Source organism: Oceanihabitans sp. 2_MG-2023, assembly GCF_030547245.1.
Taxonomy (GTDB): Bacteria; Bacteroidota; Bacteroidia; order Flavobacteriales; family Flavobacteriaceae; genus Oceanihabitans.
In genome coordinates this window covers 1-18,223 of record NZ_JAUOQT010000005.1, presented here as the reverse complement: position 1 = coordinate 18,223, position 18,223 = coordinate 1, and the positions used below count along the sequence as shown (strand labels likewise).

Sequence of the window (18,223 nt, the reverse complement as noted above, 5' to 3'; positions counted from 1 at the left end):
AAAAGGCAAAGATAGAATTTTAATCTATCTTTAAATTTCAAAAAAAAGTTAATTAATAAAGAGATTTTCGTTTTCACGGAAATAAAGCATGAAAAAGATCCTACTACTTTCAGACACCCATAGTTTTATAGACGATGCCATATTAAAATATGTAAAACAAGCTGATGAAGTATGGCATGCAGGAGATATAGGCGAATTAAAGGTTACAGATGCTATTAAAAAACTAAAACCATTACGTGCTGTTTTTGGAAACATTGATAACGACAAAGCAAGAATGGAATTCCCAGAAAACAATAGATTTATATGTGAAGGGGTAGATGTTTGGATTACGCATATTGGAGGCTATCCAAATAGATATGATCTTAGAATACGAGAAGCAATAAAAAAAAATCCACCTAAACTTTTTATTTCTGGGCACTCGCACATTTTAAAAGTAATGCAAGACAAAAAATTAAATCTTTTACATATGAATCCTGGAGCAGCTGGCAAGCATGGTTTTCATAAAGTAAGAACTATGTTGCGTTTTGTAATTGATGGCGATAATATAAAAGACCTCGAAGTCATAGAGTTTAAAAAATAAAAAAGCCCAAGATCTTCACCTTGGGCTCACGCACTAATACTACTAAGATGATAGGTTTATCGTAATCTATCCACAGATTTTACAAGATCTTCATCCTTCTTAATGGCCTTATTAGCTAAAACTAATAACACGATAGAAATAATAGGAAGAAAAATCCCAATACCTTTCTCAGAAACGTTAGTCTCTCCAGATATGTTTAGCGATTGATACACAAATAATCCTAGTAAAATAAAGTTTAATATGATGTTAAGTCGTCCCAACATAAATTGCGACTTCCTATTTTTAAACAAAAATATAGATATTAAAGACAAAGCTGCAGAGCCTAAAAACAATCCAAAATACAACATATTATCTTTAGCAAAAACTAAAGTATCATTTACAGTTGTCCATAAATTAAAGACAAAAGTTAAACCTGCAGAAACTCCAGCTGCAAATAATAGATAAATACTTTGTATACGTTGAATCATAAAATTCTTTAAATTATCGACAACAAAAATAACAGTTTCTTTTATAAAAAGAGCGGAAAAACTTAAAATAAAGTTGTATAATTGCAATAACAATATGTAACATACACGGTTATACTTTGTTAATTCTTCAGAATAAGATCTATTTTCTTCAAAATAATTCAAATTCTTTATCTAACACAAAATATTCAATTCAACATAATGTTTGAAATCACACAATTAAAAGAAATGAAACTTCCTGAGTTACAGGAAATTGCAAAAACTTTAAACGTATCTAAGTATCGTACTTTAAAAAAATTAGATTTAGTATACCAAATACTGGATCATCAAGCTGCAAACCCAAAAGCTGTAGCCGCTGTTGCTGCTGTTGCAAAACCTGTTGAAAATACAACAGTAAAAAAACCTAGACAAAGAGTACAAAAACCTGCTACTAAAAAGCCTGCTGCTCAAAAAACAACGCCAAAAACTCCAGAAAAAAAGGAAGAAGTTGCTGCTACAGAAACCACAGTAGAAAACAAACCAAAGCACCAACCAAAACCTCAGGCTAAACAACAACCAAAACCAAGAGTTAAGCCACAGGCAAAAAGAGAACCTCAAAAAGATAAAAAGGAAGCTAATCCTAATAACAATAAAACGGAAAGAGCAGACAAGCCTAGAGAAAATAAGAAACCACAACATAAAAATCAAAACAAAAACGCTGGAAACAACGGTAATAAAGACACAAGAAATCGTTACAGAGAACCAGATTTCGAATTTGATGCCATTATAGAAAGTGAAGGTGTATTAGATGTCATGCAAGACGGTTATGGTTTTTTACGTTCTTCAGATTACAACTACTTATCCTCTCCAGATGATATTTATGTATCGCAATCTCAAATTCGCTTATTCGGATTAAAAGTTGGTGATACTGTTTTAGGAAATGTTCGTCCTCCAAAAGAAGGCGAAAAATATTTTCCACTAATTAAAGTAAGTAAAATAAATGGGCAAGATCCAAATGTAGTTAGAGATCGCGTTGCTTTCGAGCATTTAACACCATTATTTCCACAAGAAAAATTTAATATTGCCGAAAAACAAGCCACTATTTCTACTCGAATCATGGATTTGTTCGCACCAATAGGTAAAGGACAACGTGGTATGATAGTATCGCAACCAAAAACGGGTAAAACCATGTTACTTAAAGATGTTGCAAATGCAATTGCTGCAAATCATCCAGAAGTATATCAAATGATTTTACTAATTGATGAAAGACCAGAAGAAGTAACAGACATGCAACGTAATGTTCGTGGCGAAGTAGTTGCCTCAACTTTTGATAAAGAAGCACACGAGCACGTAAAAATCGCAAATATAGTTTTAGAAAAAGCAAAGCGCCTTGTAGAGTGTGGCCACGATGTAGTAATACTATTAGACTCCATAACACGTTTAGCACGAGCATATAATTCCGTACAACCGGCATCCGGGAAAATACTAAGTGGTGGTGTCGATGCGAATGCATTACACAAACCAAAACGTTTCTTTGGTGCTGCACGTAACATTGAAAACGGAGGATCTTTAACCATCATTGCTACTGCATTAACTGAAACAGGATCTAAAATGGACGAAGTTATCTTCGAAGAGTTTAAAGGAACAGGTAATATGGAGCTACAATTAGATAGAAAAATATCTAACCGTAGAATTTTCCCTGCTATCGACCTTACCTCTTCAAGTACACGTCGTGATGACATTCTATTAGACGAAACGACTATTAAAAGAATGTGGGTAATGCGTAAATATCTTGCCGATATGAATCCTGTAGAAGCTATGGAATTTATAAACGATAGATTTAAACAAACCAGAAACAATGAGGAGTTCTTAATCTCTATGAACGGATAAAACCTCTTCTATTAGTATAAATAAAAGCCTTGAGATATTATTTCCCAAGGCTTTTTTATACACCATATATTCATCTCTTTTATTATTTCTTGGGCGTTACCACAAGGGTCGCGCTATACATTACTAGTTTTGGCTCGAAGCTTATGCTCGCCAAAAGCTAACCATTACTATCGCTAACGCAACTACACATGAAAAATATAGATAACAAAAAAAGCTCCTCCTAATGGAGAAGCTTTTATATTTTTTTGTAGAACTTACAAACCTATAAAGCTGCAACGTGCTTTGCTAAACCAGATTTAAGGTTAGCTGCTTTATTAGCATGTATAACGTTTTTCTTAGCTAATTTATCTAACATAGACACAACTGAAGGAAACATTGTTTCTGCTTCTTTTTTATCTGTTAACTCACGTAATTTCTTAATCGCATTACGAGTAGTTTTATGCTGATACTTATTTCTTAAACGTTTAGCTTCGTTACTTCTAATTCTTTTTAACGCTGACTTATGATTTGCCATTTGTTTGTTCTTTTCTTTTATTAAAAAATTGTAGCCCGTAGGGGAATCGAACCCCTCTTACCAGGATGAAAACCTGGCGTCCTAGCCGATAGACGAACGGGCCATTTTTGCTTTTGAGAATGCAAATATAAACATTATTTTTAAACTTGCAATACTTTTCAAAAAACTTACAACGTTTCCATTGCGGGTGCAAAAATACAACTATTTTTAAGTGTTGCAATAGCTAAACTAATTTTTTTTAAAAAAAAATTAAATTAATATGCTTTTGCAAACAATACTCTACGTTTAGAAGGGTTTCCTGTAAACACACATTTCCCTTCTTCTTCTTTTGTATCTACTGGTATACAACGTATTGTAGCTTTTGTAATTTCTTTTATCTTATCTTCCGTTTCTATTGTGCCATCCCAATGTGCAGAAATAAACCCTCCTTTATTTTTTAAAATATTTTTAAAATCATCAAAATTTTCTACTTCAGTAATATGAGAATCTCTATAATCTAATGCTTTTTTATATAAACTATTCTGGATTTCTTCTAATAAATTCTCCACAGTAGATGTTAAATTATCTAATGCAATTACTTCTTTCGTTTTGGTATCTCGTCTAGCAATCTCTACAGTACCATTTTCTAAATCTTTTGGTCCAATAGCAATACGTAATGGTACACCTTGTAATTCATGCTGTGCAAATTTAGCGCCTGGTCTATGCGTATCTCTATTATCATACTTTACAGAAACTCCTTTAGCATTCAAATCACTTTTTATAAGATTAGCTATTTTACTAACTTCTTCAAACTGTTCGTCTGTCTTATATATAGGAACTATAACTACTTGGTTTGGAGCTAAGCTTGGAGGCAATACTAATCCTTCATCGTCACTATGTGTCATTATTAATGCCCCCATTAATCGAGTAGAAACTCCCCATGAAGTGGCCCATACGTAATCTTTAGTACCTTCTTTAGAGGTGAATTTTACATCGAACGCTTTAGCGAAATTCTGCCCTAAAAAGTGAGAAGTACCAGCTTGTAAAGCTTTTCCATCTTGCATTAAAGCTTCTATACAGTAAGTTTCATCTGCACCTGCAAAACGTTCACTTTCCGTTTTTACTCCTTTTACAACTGGAATAGCCATGAAATTTTCAGCAAAAGTTGCGTACACATTATTCATTAACTCAGCTTCTTTTAATGCTTCCCCTTTTGTGGCATGTGCGGTATGCCCTTCTTGCCATAAAAATTCTGCAGTACGAAGAAATAAACGGGTACGCATTTCCCAACGTACAACATTAGCCCATTGATTAATTAATAATGGTAAATCTCTATACGATTGAATCCAACCTTTAAAAGTGCTCCAAATAATAGCCTCACTAGTTGGTCTTACTACTAGTTCTTCTTCTAGTTTTGCTTCTGGATCTACACGAAGTTTACCTGGATTATCAGGATCGTTTTGTAATCTATAATGCGTTACAACAGCACACTCTTTAGCAAAGCCTTCTGCATTTTTTTCTTCTGCTTCAAACAAGCTTTTAGGGACAAAAAGTGGGAAATATGCATTTTGATGCCCTGTTTCCTTAAACATTTTATCTAATTCTGCTTGCATTTTTTCCCAAATAGCATATCCATATGGCTTAATTACCATGCATCCACGAACTGCTGAATTCTCGGCCAAGTCAGCCTTTACAACCAGTTCGTTATACCATTTTGAATAATCTTCTGCTCTACTTGTTAGTTTTTTGCTCATATACAGGGTTTTGGCACAAATATTGTGACTATGTTAAATAATGAAATAGTTCAGCAAAACTAACTATTTTTGTATTGTTCAACAATAAAATCTTAATAGATATGCAATTTAAAAATTATACCAAAACCCAAATACCATTTTTAGCAGTATTAGCTATTGCTTTTGTAGTGAGTTCTTGTGGCTCTTCACAATATGTTAGCGAAGATAATGATGGCATTTATGGTTCAAGTGAAAAAACTGTAGAACAAAATGATGTAGCGCAAAATGACAATAGCGTTTACTATCAAAACTATTTTAAAGAAAAATCTACTGAATATGATTATATAACGGATGAAAATGCTGTTTTTACAGATATTGATTCCTACGAAGGTAACTATGTTGAACAAGATAATACAGAACAAGAATCATACGCAGGTTGGGGACAAGACACAAATGATGTAACTATTAACGTCTATTCTAATTTTGGTGCCTTCGGTTATAATAATTGGTATAGACCATATGGATACGGATATTCTCCTTACTGGAATACTGGCTGGGGCTGGGGATATTCAGGATTTTATGATCCTTTTTGGGGATCTCCTTATTATGGTGGATTTTATGGCTATGGAGGATATTACAACTCTCCATATTGGAATAACTACGGTAATCACCATTACTACGGTAGAAATAGCGTTGCATATCACAACTCAAGACGCGGAAACACTTTAAGCAGATACAATGCTATTAATAGAAGAAATAGCACGATAAATAGAAGTAACACAACTAGATCTAGAGTTGGTACAACAACGACAAGACGAGGTAATACAACAACAACTCAAAATTCGACTAGACCAAGAACAAATACTTCTACAACTACAAAACGTAGAGTTAAAACTACTACTACAAGAAGCCCTAGAACCAACACAAATAGAACAACACCAAGAAATAACTCGTATTCAACACCAAGATCTTCAACAAATAGAAACAGTTCTATATCTAGATCTTCTTCAAGCAGAAGCAGCTCCTCGAGTAGAAGTAGTTCTAGCAGAAGTAGTTCTTCGAGTAGAAGAAGATAAAATTCAAATCAAAAAAAAAAAAAAAAAAATACTAACGAGCTAACTAACCATTCTATACAGAGGTGTTAGCTCGTTTTATTTATACTAATTAAATTATTTACATATGAAAAAAGAAATCTTACTGTGCATAAGTTTTATATCTATGTCATTATCTTACGCACAAGACATTACAGACGCATTACGTTATGCTAAAGATGATGTGCAAGGAACTGCAAGATATAGAGGTTTAAGTGGAGCCTTTGGAGCTCTTGGAGGAGATATGAGTGCAATAACTATTAACCCAGCAGGATCTTCGGTATTTAACGATAGCCACATTTCAATATCGCTTTCTAATCAAAACAATAAAACAGATTCGCAATATTTTAATGGAAAGGATAATGCTTCAGACTCTAACATAGATTTAAATCAAATTGGTGCGGCTTTTGTTTTTGAAAATAGAAATCTTGATTCTAAATGGAAAAAATTCACATTAGGAATTAGCTATAATAAAATTGAAGATTATAATAATGATTGGTTTGCTCATGGCACAAATAATAACAACTCCATTGGTAATTATTTTTTAGAAAATGCTAACGGGTTAAGGTTAGATGAAATCTCTGCTTTTCAAGGAGAATCGTATGCAGATGCCTATAGCGATATTGGTATTAACTTTGGAAACCAAAACCAACAGGCTTTTTTAGGTTATGAATCTTATATTTTAGAACCTGAAATTAATGAAGACGCAAACACTATTTACACCTCCAATATTGCAGATGGAGAATACAATCAAGAATATACATATGCTGCTACTGGTTATAACGGTAAATTTACAATTAACGCTTCTACTCAATATGGAGAAAACTTATTTTTAGGCGTAAACTTAAATACACATTTTATAAACTACGAACGCTCCACATACTTATTTGAAGAAAATAACAATACAGGCTCTTTAATTAATGAGGTTGGTTTTCAAAACAATTTAAAAACTATTGGGTCTGGAGTTTCTTTACAACTTGGTGGTATTTTAAAAATTGCAGATAACCTAAGAGTTGGTTTATCTTATGATACACCAACTTGGTATACCATTGAAGATGAAACCAGTCAATCTATCAAAACGTTAAGTTATGATGGCATTACTTTAGAAGATGAAACCACCTTTACCAATGCGAATATTAACCCTAGAGTCATTAACATATATGAACAATATAAATTACAAACTCCAGGGAAATTAACAGGAAGTTTAGCTTATGTATTTGGAACACGTGGCTTATTAAGTTTTGATTACTCTATAAAAGAGTATAGCAATACTAAATTTAGACCAACTTCTGACACGTACTTTTCTTACCAGAATAATATTATAAACGAAAGTTTAACCGCTGCTGCAACCTATAAAATTGGTGGCGAATATAAAATAAAACAATTCAGTTTACGCGGAGGTTACAGATTAGAAGAAAGCCCATACAAAGATGAAAAGACCGTCGGCGATTTAACAGGTTATTCTTTAGGTTTAGGATATAATTTTGGAAAACTAAAACTTGATTTAACTTTTGATCAATGGCAAAGAGAAACTAATTATCAATTGTACCAAGTTGGTTTAACAGATACTACAAATTTAGATAGCAAAAACGCAAATATTACTATGTCTGTTAGTTTTAACTTATAATCTTTAAAACTATTTTTATAAAAAAACTGAACATTTTATGTTCAGTTTTTTTTTATTTTGTTATTACATTTTACCTTTTTAAGGTAAAATGCGCAATAAATTCTTTTCTTCTCGAATTTTCTAAATTATTAGGTTCTACATATTCAATAGAAAACCAATAATCGCTTGCTGGTAATGGTTTTCCTTTAAAGGTACCATCCCATCCGATTGTATTAGGGTTTAATTGCTTTAATAATTTACCAAACCTATCAAAAACATAAATTTTAGCTTCCATTTTATTATCTAACCCAAAAATTTGCCAAGTATCATTAATTCCATCGTTATTTGGTGTGAAAATTAATGGATAATCTATAACTAAAACCGAAACAGAGATTTCTCCGCACCCATTTATGTCTCTAGCAATTATCGTATGATTTCCATATGCAACATCCGTAAAAACAAATGTATTTGTTCCATTAGATTGAAAAGGTCCATTATCTAAACTAAACTCATAAATAGTATTATTGTCACTTATAGCGTTTGCTTCAATACTATTTGTAGTACTAAAAGCATCAGAAACTACAGTAGCTGTAAGATTATCTGGAGGAGAACTTTCGGTTATCACAGAAACCGTATTAGGGTTATCTATGGTTGTTGCACAACCTGTTAAACGATTTGTTACCAATACACTATAAATTCCTGCTTGAGTTGGAACGTAAAAAGAGTCTGTACCCAAAACCAAATTGGGATTATTGTTTTCTGTCCACTCAAAAAGATAATCCATTGTAGATAAACCTGTATCCATTATTGGGTCATTAATTGCTTCCGTTCCATTTGTAAAAGTACACAAATAAAAATCTTCTAGAGTAAACTGAGGCTTCAATAAAACCAATAAATCTAAAGTCTCAATAGCATAACAAGCTGTTAAAACTGAATTTGTATTATCGATTCTTACAAAAACAGTTTCATTAACCGAACTATTTATATAAATATTTGGCAACTGATTTTCTAAGGAAATGGCATCTATTTCATTGGAAAAATACGAAACAGAAAAAGTATTTGCATCTAAACCATCAAGTACTTCTTCGTTCCAAGAATCTAGTTCAAATTGACCAACACCATCGTTTTCATTTAGATTATCACAAATAATATACGGTTCTATAATACTGGAAATAACAGGCACATCTAAAAACGTAACACTAAATTCAAATACATTTAGCAACCCTCCATCTATATCAAACACCTCTGCCTTATAGTTATTGGTTTCAATAGGATAATATACTTGATCATTTTCACTAGGAATAAGCAAATAAGAACCAGGATTTATAGGATCTTCTTCGTACCAAAAATAAGTTTCAGCTCCAGTCGTTTGAGCACTTAACTCTAAAGGATCTCCATCACACGCAACTAAGCCTTCAAGAATAGCACAATTAGTCGATCCGGTTCCAGAACTTTGATTAATGGTAATAACTCCGGGGTCTCCAGAAAAATTAGTAACAAGAAGCATGTAAAACTCACCAGATATCGCACCTTCAATCTCCGCATTTTCAATTCCGCTTGGAGAATAACTACAATCCACAATATTTGCACTTGACAATCCAGAGTTGCAAGCATCTAAAACATCTAAAAAAGGGCCATATATAATGAAATCTACATCTAAATTTGGAGTTCCAAGTAAATCATTAGTCTGGTAAATATTCAAATAAATATTCCCAGAATTTCCAATTTGAAGAAAAAACCAAGCTGGATTTGGCTGTGTGGAAAGACAGCCATAATCTGGACCAATTTCTGCTACAGAACCATTGGATGTATTTAAAAAAGTTAATTCTGAAGAACTACAAATTGGTTCTGCAATATTACAAGTCGAAGCACCTCCACTTTGTTGACCAAAACAAAAAGTAAATGGTAAAACAAATAAAAATGGAAAAAGATATTTTTTTATACTATTACATCTTTTTTGGCTATTCACTAGAACTATTTATCGCTTCAAAGTAAAGTGCGCTCTAAACTCTTTAACACTTGTATCTTCTAAGTCATTAGGGTCTTTATATTCTAAAGAAAACCAGTAATCACTAGAAGGCAAAGGCTGACCATTAAACGTACCATCCCAACCAATACTTGTAGGACTTAATTGTTTTATTAATTTTCCATATCTATCAAAAATATAAATTACAGCATCCGAATTAATACCTGAAATTCGCCAGGTATCATTATGTCCATCATTATTTGGTGTAAAGAATAATGGATAATCTACTACTACTATTGTAGTGCTATCCTCCCCACAACCGTCGGCATCTCTTACTGTTAATGTATGCAGTCCTGCTGTTACATTATTAAATGTATATACATTTGTTCCGTTACTTTGAAAGGAACCATTATCAATACTAAATTCATAATTTGCTCCAGAAATATCATCTACACTAACTTGAATAACATTATCACTTGCAAATGTTTCTGAAACAATAACAGCTTCTAAACCAGTTGGCGGGATACTATTTGTTACTACAGATATTGTATCAGGATCTCCAACAACAGTTACACAACCTGTACTACTATTTGTTATAAATACACTATAAGTTCCAGCTATAGTCGGCTCATAAAAAGAATTTGTACCTAAAATAGTCGTTGGATTACTAGCTTCTGTCCACTCAAAAGAATAATCTAATATAGACAAACCTGAATCAATAATTGGATTGTTAACAATATTACCATCATTATCAATGCATAATATAAATGAATCTTGAAGATCTACAATTGGTCTTGGGTTAACAGTAAATGTTACTACTTGAGAATCCTGACATGCTCCCGGCGTGGTATATAAAATAGTATAAGAAGCTCCAGGAATAGCATTTGTAACTTCTCCTGTAGCACTATCAATTACTGAACCATCTGCAGGGTCAACATCAAATATAAAAACCCCTCCTGAAGTCCCCAATACAGAAGCTGTTCCTCCTGAACAATTTGGAGTCATACTAAACCTAGCGTCTTCTAATGGAGTAACAACTACCGTTTCTGTATCTGTTAATGCAGTATCACAAGTCGTTAAAGGATTTGTTACATTACTTAAAGTAATTGTTTGATTTGTTGTTGCTCCTGATACAATCACAAGAGCTTCCCCTGAAGCATTTAAAGTTACTGGACTTGCTGGAGAACCAACAACTCCTGAATAATCAACTACATCGCCTGCTGTACCTGTTATAGTAAACTCTGCATCTTCTCCTGAGCAAATAATAAAATTACTACTCAACGATATTATTGAAGGATTTGGGTTTACAATCACTGTTGCTGTTTCAGACAAAGTACCACTACAACCTGTACTTGGACTATTAGCATTTGTTAAAGAAATTGTTTGATCTGTAGTCACTCCAATTACTCTTACTATTGCTTCTCCTGCTGCATCTAATGTTACTGGACTTGCTGGAATACCAACTACTCCTGTATAATCGATTATATCTCCTGCTGTTCCTGTTATTGTAAATATAGCATCATCTCCTGAACAAGTATTACCATTGCTTGATAAACCAACTGTTGGTGGCGCAATTATTGTTACTGTTTCAACATCTGTTAACACACTAGAACAAGTAGTAGCTGGGTTAGTAACAGCCGACAATGAAATTGTTTGATCTACTGTAACCCCAGTTACCGTAACTAGAGCTATACCAGATGCATCTAGTGTTAATGGACTAGCTGGCGAACCAGTTACTCCTGAATAACTCACAACATCTCCTGCTGTTCCAGTAATAGTAAACTCTGCATCATCTCCTGAACAAACACTAGTATTACTTGTTAATGATATTATAGTTGGATTAGTATTAACAGTTATTGTTGCTGTATCAGATAAAGCACTAGAACAAGTTGTAGTTGGATTTGCGACATTAGTTAACATAATCGTTTGATCTGTTGTTGCACCTACTACAGTTACATTTCCTAGACCAGAAGCATCTAATGTTATAGGACTAACAGGCGACCCCACAACACCTACATAATCAACTACATCTCCTGCTGTACCTGTTATAGTAAATACGGCATCACTACCTGAACATATATCCGTGTTGGTTGTTAAAGAAAGTATCGTTGGATTAGCATTTATTGTTACCGTTTCACTATCAGTTAATACCCCACTACACCCAGTACTTGGACTGTTAACATTTGTTAATGATATTGTTTGATCTGTAATTGCTCCTGTTACTGTAATTATAACTTCTCCAGAAGCATCTAAAGTAACTGGACTTGCAGGCATACCTACAACACCATTATAATCTATTATATCGCCTGCTGTTCCTGTTATAGTAAATACTGCATCTTCTCCATAACAAACACTACCATTACTTACCAAACTAACTGTTGGAGGTGTTATTATGGAAACCGTTTCATTATTAGATAACACACTAGAACAAGAAGTAGTTGTATTTGTTACAGCCACTAATGTCATTGTTTGATCTGTTGTTATTCCAGCTACAGTTACTAATGCTTCACCTGAAGCATCTAGTGTTACAGGACTTGCTGGTGAACCTACAACTCCAGAATAATCAACAACATCCCCTGCTGTTCCAGTTATAGTGAACTCGGCATCATCTCCAGAACAAACACTCGTATTACTTGTTAAAGATACAATTGTAGGTGCTGCAATAATAGTAACTGTTTCAGAATCTGTTAATGAACTAGAGCAAGTAGTCGTAGTATTAGTTACATTAGTTAACGTTATTGTTTGATTTGTTGTTATTCCAACAACAGTTATTGTTGCTACACCTGAGGCATCTAGTATTACAGGACTTGCTGGCGAACCTGAAACTCCAGTATAAGCAACTTCATCACCTGCCGTTCCTGTTATTGTAAACTCAGCATCATCTCCTGAACAAACACTTGAATTACCACTTGTTAAAGACACTATAGTAGGGTTAGCATTTATAGTTACCGTTTCACTATCCGTTAATGCCCCACCACAACCAGTAGTTGGATTATTCACGTTAGTTAATGTTATTGTTTGATTTGTAGTGACTCCTGCTACTGTTACCAAAGCAACACCAGAAGCTCCTAATGTTATTGGGCTTGCTGGGGAACCAACAACTCCTGTATAATCTACTACATCCCCTGCTGTTCCTGCAATTGTAAACTCAGCATCTCCTCCTGAACAAGTAGAAGTGTTACTTGTTAAAGTAACTGTTGGATTTGCACTTATCGTTACTGTTTCCGAATCTGTTAAAACCTCGTTACAACCTGTGCTTGGATTGTTTACATTCGTTAATGTCATTGTTTGATCTGTCGTTACTCCTGTTATTGAAATTAAAACAGTACCCGAAGCTCCTATGGTTACTGGACTCGCTGGCATACCTGCTACTCCTGCATAATCCACTACATAGCCTACAGCACCTGTTATAGTAAACTCTGCGTTTCCTCCTGAACAAGTAGAATTATTACTCGTTAAAGTAACTGTTGGATTTGCATTTACGATAACATTCTCGGTGTCTGTTAATGCTCCACTACAACCTGTACTTGGATTGTTTACACTAACCAATGTAATAGTTTGATCTGTAGTTACTCCCGATACAGTAATTAATGCAACTCCAGAAGCATCTAACGTCACTGGACTTGCTGGTGAACCTACAACTCCTGTATAATCTACAATATCTCCTGCTGTTCCTGTTATAGTAAACTCTGCATCTCCCCCCGAGCAAATAGAAGTATTACTCGTTAAAGTAACTGTTGGATTTGCATTTATTGTAACCGTTTCAGTTTCTGTTAATGATCCACTACATCCTGTAGTAGGATTACTCACGCTATTTAATGTAATAGTTTGATCTGTAGTTACTCCAGCCACAGTTACTAAAGCTATACCTGAAGCATCCAATGTAACTGGACTCGCTGGCGAACCTACAACTCCTGAGTAATCTACGATATCTCCAGCTGTTCCTGTTATAGTAAACTCTGCATTTCCGCCAGAGCAAGTAGATGTATTACTCGTTAGACTAACCGTTGGGTTAGCACTTATTGTTACTGTTTCTGTTTCTGACAATGTACCACCACAACCTGTACTTGGATTATTAATACTTGTTAAAGTTATTGTTTGATTTGTAGTTACTCCTGTAACAGTAACTAAAGCTGTACCAGATGCATCTAATGTTACAGGGCTAACCGGTGAACCTACAACTCCTGTATAATCTACAACATCTCCTGCAGTTCCTGTTATTGTAAACTCCGCATTTCCACCAGAACAAGTAGAAGTGTTACTCGTTAAGTTTACTGTTGGACTTGCGTTGATTGTAACTGTTTCTGTTTCTGTTAATGCTCCACTACATCCCGTAGTTGGATTATTTACATTTGTTAATGTAATAGTTTGATTAGCAGTCGCTCCAGCTACCGTAATCAAAACTGTACCAGATGCATCTAATGTTACAGGGCTTGCTGGCGAACCTACAACTCCTGTATAATCTACGACATCTCCTGCTGTTCCTGTTATTGTAAATTCCGCATTTCCACCAGAACAAGTAGAAGTGTTACTTGTTAAATTTACTGTTGGACTTACGCTTATTGTAACTGTTTCAGTTTCAGTTAATGTTCCACTACATCCTGTAGTAGGATTATTTACGTTCGTTAATGTAATTGTTTGATTTGTAGTAACCCCACTTACTGTTACCAAAGCTGTACCAGTGGCATCTAATGTTACTGGGCTTGCTGGCGAACCTACAACTCCTGTATAATCTACGACATCTCCTGCTGTTCCTGTTATTGTAAATTCAGCATTTCCTCCAGAACAAGTAGAAGTGTTACTTGATAAATTTACCACAGGACTCGAGCTTATTGTAACAGTTTCTGTTTGTGTAAAAGGTCCTCCACAAACAGAATTAACATTTGTAACAGATTCTAAAGTAACAGTTTGGTCTGTTGTGATACCAGATATTGTGATTGTCTCCACTCCTGTCGCATCTAAAGTTACTACTTGAGAAGGATCTCCATTAATATTATAAGTAACTTCATCTCCTTCTTCTCCAGTTATAATAAACACAGCATCTCCTCCTGAACATCCTGAAGAAGCATTAGTTGTTAAAGTAACTACTGGAGTTGGAGGGACATTAATAGTAATAGGTCGAATAGAAGAAGTAGTAGCTCCAGTTATAGCATTTGTATAAGTAAGTCTTGCTATATAAGTTGTTGTTTCACTTGGCGATAAATTGATATCTGGACCTGTGCCAATTACAGCTCCACTTTCGTCTAACCATTCAAAAGTAGTTGTAGATACTCCATCAGGAGTAAAACGCCATGCTTCTGGCATTACTACATCCCAAACTCCTGTATTTCTCCCAGGAGGAGATGTACCTATAGTCCCGTCATTATTCTGAACACCAATTGCTGCCCGTCCTCCTGCCCAAGTAGCACAACTAGGCTTTTGATATATATAGGTTTCTATAATATTAGTTGTTTCATAAAAAACAATCTGTTGCGTAGTTCTTAAAGTATTACAACCAAAATGAGCAGGATTATTAAAAGTAAAAACAAATGCTCTAAACGGAGCTACTCCTTCTACCTTATACCATATACTAAATGCGGAAGCAGGTCCTACACTAGGGTCTATATCATGAACTGCACCAAAAATATTACCATCCCTTAAAGCAGCATCCGTATTATTAGGAATTGTTTGTCCTGCACCTGGCGTCCAATAATGAAAAGCATTAGCATTTGTTAAATCAAAACTAACAGCTCCGTTAGTTGAAATAACACAATCCTGATACGTTTGCCCATAAAAATCAAAATCAAAATTAAAATTAATTACATTACTCCAATTATCATCTGTCGTTAAATTGGTAGAAGCTGAACTATTATCAACTAAACTAAAAGGTGGATTAAATTGAATTGCCTCTACCCTATAAGAACTAGTGTCTCCTAAATCTGTATATTCAGCAGAAAGAGTTATTGGATTTATCATTCCTGTATTTAAATCTACACAACCGCCATTTGTTATGGCTACACCTCCACTTGAGTTTACATTAAAGCTATCACTAGAAATTTCAATTTGCCCAGATCCTGCTCCTGCAGTGATGGCTGAAGCCTCGTTTACCCTAACCTCTATTACAGCATCATCACAATTAGTGGTGTCTGCAGCTTCACAAATTTCATAGGTTATATAATAGATACCAGCTACTGTATTTGCAGCAATATTAATTAATCCAGGAATAGTTGGATGAAAACTTACTGAGCCTGTTGGGTCTGGAACTGTTTCTGTAATAATATAATCTGCTATTGTTGGCTGTGTTATGTATGAACCATTAAACAAATCATTTTCATAAAACCTACCAGATATAGCTGTTGTTTCACTAGTGTTATCAGCACTTCCAACTAGAACATCATCTATAGCTACTATTTGACTCCATAACTGAGTAAAAGAACAAATAAAAAACAGTGAAAAAACTAAAAATGGTTTTAATTTATTATTAAAATACATATCTAAAAATTTTATAATGAGGTATATAGTATTGATTTTATAATGGATATAATTAATCAATCTTGAAAATTAAGAAAAAATTAGCATTAATTTAGTTAAAATTTATGAAAATAATAAATGTACTTCTCTTGAAATTAAAATAAAAACTATTTATTATTCCTTGTGCTTTCTATTTAAAATTTCAATTTATCTGAAAGAGAACAAAATAGACTTACTTTTTAAAAATTATCGTTTTAATGTAAAGTGGGATTTATAAACTCTCTTGGTAGAGTCTAATATATTATTTGGATCTCTATATTCCAAAGTAAACCAATAATCACTTGAAGGTAATGGCTGTCCTTTCAAAGTTCCATCCCAACCTGTACTATTTGCATTTATTTGCCTTAATAATTTACCATACCTATCATAAATATAAACCGTAGCTTCCAACTGATTATTTAACCCAGTAATTTGCCATGTATCATTATAGCCATCATTATTAGGTGTGAAAAATAATGGGTAATCTATTATAAATACAGTCTCACTTACTTCATCACAACCAGATACATCTCTAGCTGTTATAAGATGTGTTCCAGAGGTTACATTATAAAATGTTAAAGAGTTTGTTCCATTATTTTGAAAGATACCTCCATCTAAACTAAACTCATAAATAATTCCTAACTCTTCATTGACACTAACCTCTATTATATTATTATCTTCGAATGTTTCAGAAGTGATTATAACATTTAATCCACTCGGAGCAATACTTTTGGTTACTGTTGCAATTGTATTAAAATCACCTAATAGGGTTGAACAAGTCGTATTATTGTTAGTTACTAAAACACTATATGTACCTGCTACCTCTGGTTGATAGTACGAATTAGTTCCTAAAACAATTGAAGGGTTACTCATTTCTATCCACTCAAAAGAATAATCACTCAAAGACAAACCTGTATCTATTATTGGTTGATTAATAATATTTCCTTCTGCGTCTAAACATAAAATAAATTCATCTTCTAAATCAACATTAGGATAAGGAAAAACAGTGAAACTTTCTATTTTAAAATCGGAATTACACATTCCATTTACAGTATAAATTATAGAGTAAGTTGCATTTGAAACTGCATTAGTCACTTCTCCTGAAACGCTATCAATAACAGCACCATCTCCAGGATTAATGTTGAATGCAAAAACACCTCCTGTAGTTCCATTTATAATTGGTGTTGCCCCATTACAATTAGGATTCATTTCAAAAGAAGCATTTACTAGAGGTATAACACTTACTGTTTCTGTATTAACTAATAGACTAGAACAAGTGGTTGAAGAATTCATTACACTATCTAAAACTATAGTTTGATTATTTACTACACCAACTATACTGATGTTTACAGTTCCAGAATTCCCTATTAATGCTTGCTGTAAAGGCCCTCCATTAATATTATAAAAAACCTCGTCTCCCAAAGTCCCTGTTATGGTAAAAATAGCTTCATCTCCTTCACAAACAACAGAATTACTTGCTAATGATAGTATACTTGGGTTTGCAAATACGTTAACTGTTTCGCTGCTTGTTAGTACTCCCGAACAACTCGTTGTTGGATTAGTAACCTGCGTTAAACTAATCGTTTGGTCCGTAGTAACTCCTGGGATATTAATTACTGCCTCCCCTGTTGCATCTAGCGTTACTGGAGAACCTAACACCCCGGTATAATCTACGATATCCCCTGGGCTACCTTGTATTGTGAATGTTGCTGTGCCTCCAGAACAGGTCGTCGTATTACTGGTTAATGTTACCGTTGGTGTAGCACTTATTGTTACTGTTTCGCTGCTTGTTAGTACTCCCGAACAACTCGTTGTTGGATTAGTAACCTGCGTTAAACTAATCGTTTGGTCCGTAGTAACTCCTGGGATATTAATTACTGCCTCCCCTGTTGCATCTAGCGTTACTGGAGAACCTAACACCCCGGTATAATC

Annotated in this window: 10 protein-coding genes and 1 tRNA gene; 4 read left to right on the top strand and 7 right to left on the bottom strand. The window is 34.0% G+C overall.

The annotated features are described in order from the left end of the window. Positions 1-88 precede the first annotated feature (88 nt). Entirely contained in the window at positions 89-580 is a 492-nt protein-coding gene (locus tag Q4512_RS11630) for a metallophosphoesterase (RefSeq protein ID WP_303424710.1), read from the top strand. A gap of 56 nt (positions 581-636) precedes the next feature. Here the strand turns inward: Q4512_RS11630 and Q4512_RS11625 are convergent, their stop codons facing one another. Beyond that, positions 637-1,047: a DUF4293 domain-containing protein gene (locus tag Q4512_RS11625; protein ID WP_303424708.1), complete on the bottom strand. Its 411-nt coding sequence runs from the start codon at positions 1,045-1,047 to the stop codon at positions 637-639. 198 nt (positions 1,048-1,245) lie between these two features. Between Q4512_RS11625 and rho the strand changes: the two genes are divergently transcribed. After that, a complete protein-coding gene (gene rho / locus Q4512_RS11620; RefSeq protein ID WP_303424707.1) occupies positions 1,246-2,913 on the top strand; it encodes a transcription termination factor Rho in 1,668 nt (555 codons plus the stop codon). Positions 2,914-3,175: 262 nt separating this feature from the next. Here the strand turns inward: rho and rpsT are convergent, their stop codons facing one another. From rpsT to proS, 3 genes are all read right to left on the bottom strand, one after another. After that, positions 3,176-3,427 (bottom strand): 30S ribosomal protein S20, encoded by a 252-nt coding sequence (gene rpsT / locus Q4512_RS11615; protein ID WP_303424704.1) that lies wholly within the window; start codon positions 3,425-3,427, stop codon positions 3,176-3,178. Positions 3,428-3,458: 31 nt separating this feature from the next. Next, a tRNA-Glu gene (locus Q4512_RS11610) sits at positions 3,459-3,530 on the bottom strand. A 151-nt stretch (positions 3,531-3,681) separates the two neighbouring features. Beyond that, positions 3,682-5,160 carry a proline--tRNA ligase gene (proS, locus tag Q4512_RS11605; protein WP_303424701.1) on the bottom strand — a complete coding sequence of 493 codons (1,479 nt, stop codon included), beginning with the start codon at positions 5,158-5,160 and terminating at the stop codon, positions 3,682-3,684. Positions 5,161-5,261: 101 nt separating this feature from the next. On the opposite strand from proS, the gene Q4512_RS11600 reads away from it, so the two are divergent. Together Q4512_RS11600 and Q4512_RS11595 are read left to right on the top strand one after the other, a co-directional pair. After that, positions 5,262-6,215 (top strand): hypothetical protein, encoded by a 954-nt coding sequence (locus Q4512_RS11600; protein ID WP_303424698.1) that lies wholly within the window; start codon positions 5,262-5,264, stop codon positions 6,213-6,215. A gap of 142 nt (positions 6,216-6,357) precedes the next feature. Beyond that, positions 6,358-7,857 carry an OmpP1/FadL family transporter gene (locus Q4512_RS11595; protein WP_303424694.1) on the top strand — a complete coding sequence of 500 codons (1,500 nt, stop codon included), beginning with the start codon at positions 6,358-6,360 and terminating at the stop codon, positions 7,855-7,857. A 70-nt stretch (positions 7,858-7,927) separates the two neighbouring features. Here Q4512_RS11595 and Q4512_RS11590 read toward each other — a convergent pair whose 3' ends face one another. From Q4512_RS11590 to Q4512_RS11580, 3 genes are all read right to left on the bottom strand, one after another. Further along, positions 7,928-9,805, bottom strand: a complete 1,878-nt coding sequence (locus Q4512_RS11590) for a T9SS type B sorting domain-containing protein (RefSeq protein WP_303424691.1) — start codon at positions 9,803-9,805, stop codon at positions 7,928-7,930. A 9-nt stretch (positions 9,806-9,814) separates the two neighbouring features. Next, the gene (locus tag Q4512_RS11585) at positions 9,815-16,273 is read right to left on the bottom strand and encodes a T9SS type B sorting domain-containing protein (RefSeq protein ID WP_303424689.1); all 6,459 of its coding nucleotides are present in this window, start codon (positions 16,271-16,273) and stop codon (positions 9,815-9,817) included. Positions 16,274-16,498: 225 nt separating this feature from the next. Then, a partial coding sequence (locus Q4512_RS11580) for a T9SS type B sorting domain-containing protein (protein ID WP_303424687.1) occupies positions 16,499-18,223 on the bottom strand: 1,725 nt, incomplete at its 5' end.

Bases quoted from the DNA above. Each gene is read 5' to 3' on its own strand.
- Q4512_RS11630 (WP_303424710.1), top strand. From the start codon at position 89: ATGAAAAAGATCCTACTACTTTCAGACACCCATAGTTTTATAGACGAT.
- Q4512_RS11625 (WP_303424708.1), bottom strand. From the start codon at position 1,047: ATGATTCAACGTATACAAAGTATTTATCTATTATTTGCAGCTGGAGTT.
- rho (WP_303424707.1), top strand. From the start codon at position 1,246: ATGTTTGAAATCACACAATTAAAAGAAATGAAACTTCCTGAGTTACAG.
- rpsT (WP_303424704.1), bottom strand. From the start codon at position 3,427: ATGGCAAATCATAAGTCAGCGTTAAAAAGAATTAGAAGTAACGAAGCT.
- proS (WP_303424701.1), bottom strand. From the start codon at position 5,160: ATGAGCAAAAAACTAACAAGTAGAGCAGAAGATTATTCAAAATGGTAT.
- Q4512_RS11600 (WP_303424698.1), top strand. From the start codon at position 5,262: ATGCAATTTAAAAATTATACCAAAACCCAAATACCATTTTTAGCAGTA.
- Q4512_RS11595 (WP_303424694.1), top strand. From the start codon at position 6,358: ATGTCATTATCTTACGCACAAGACATTACAGACGCATTACGTTATGCT.
- Q4512_RS11585 (WP_303424689.1), bottom strand. From the start codon at position 16,273: ATGTATTTTAATAATAAATTAAAACCATTTTTAGTTTTTTCACTGTTT.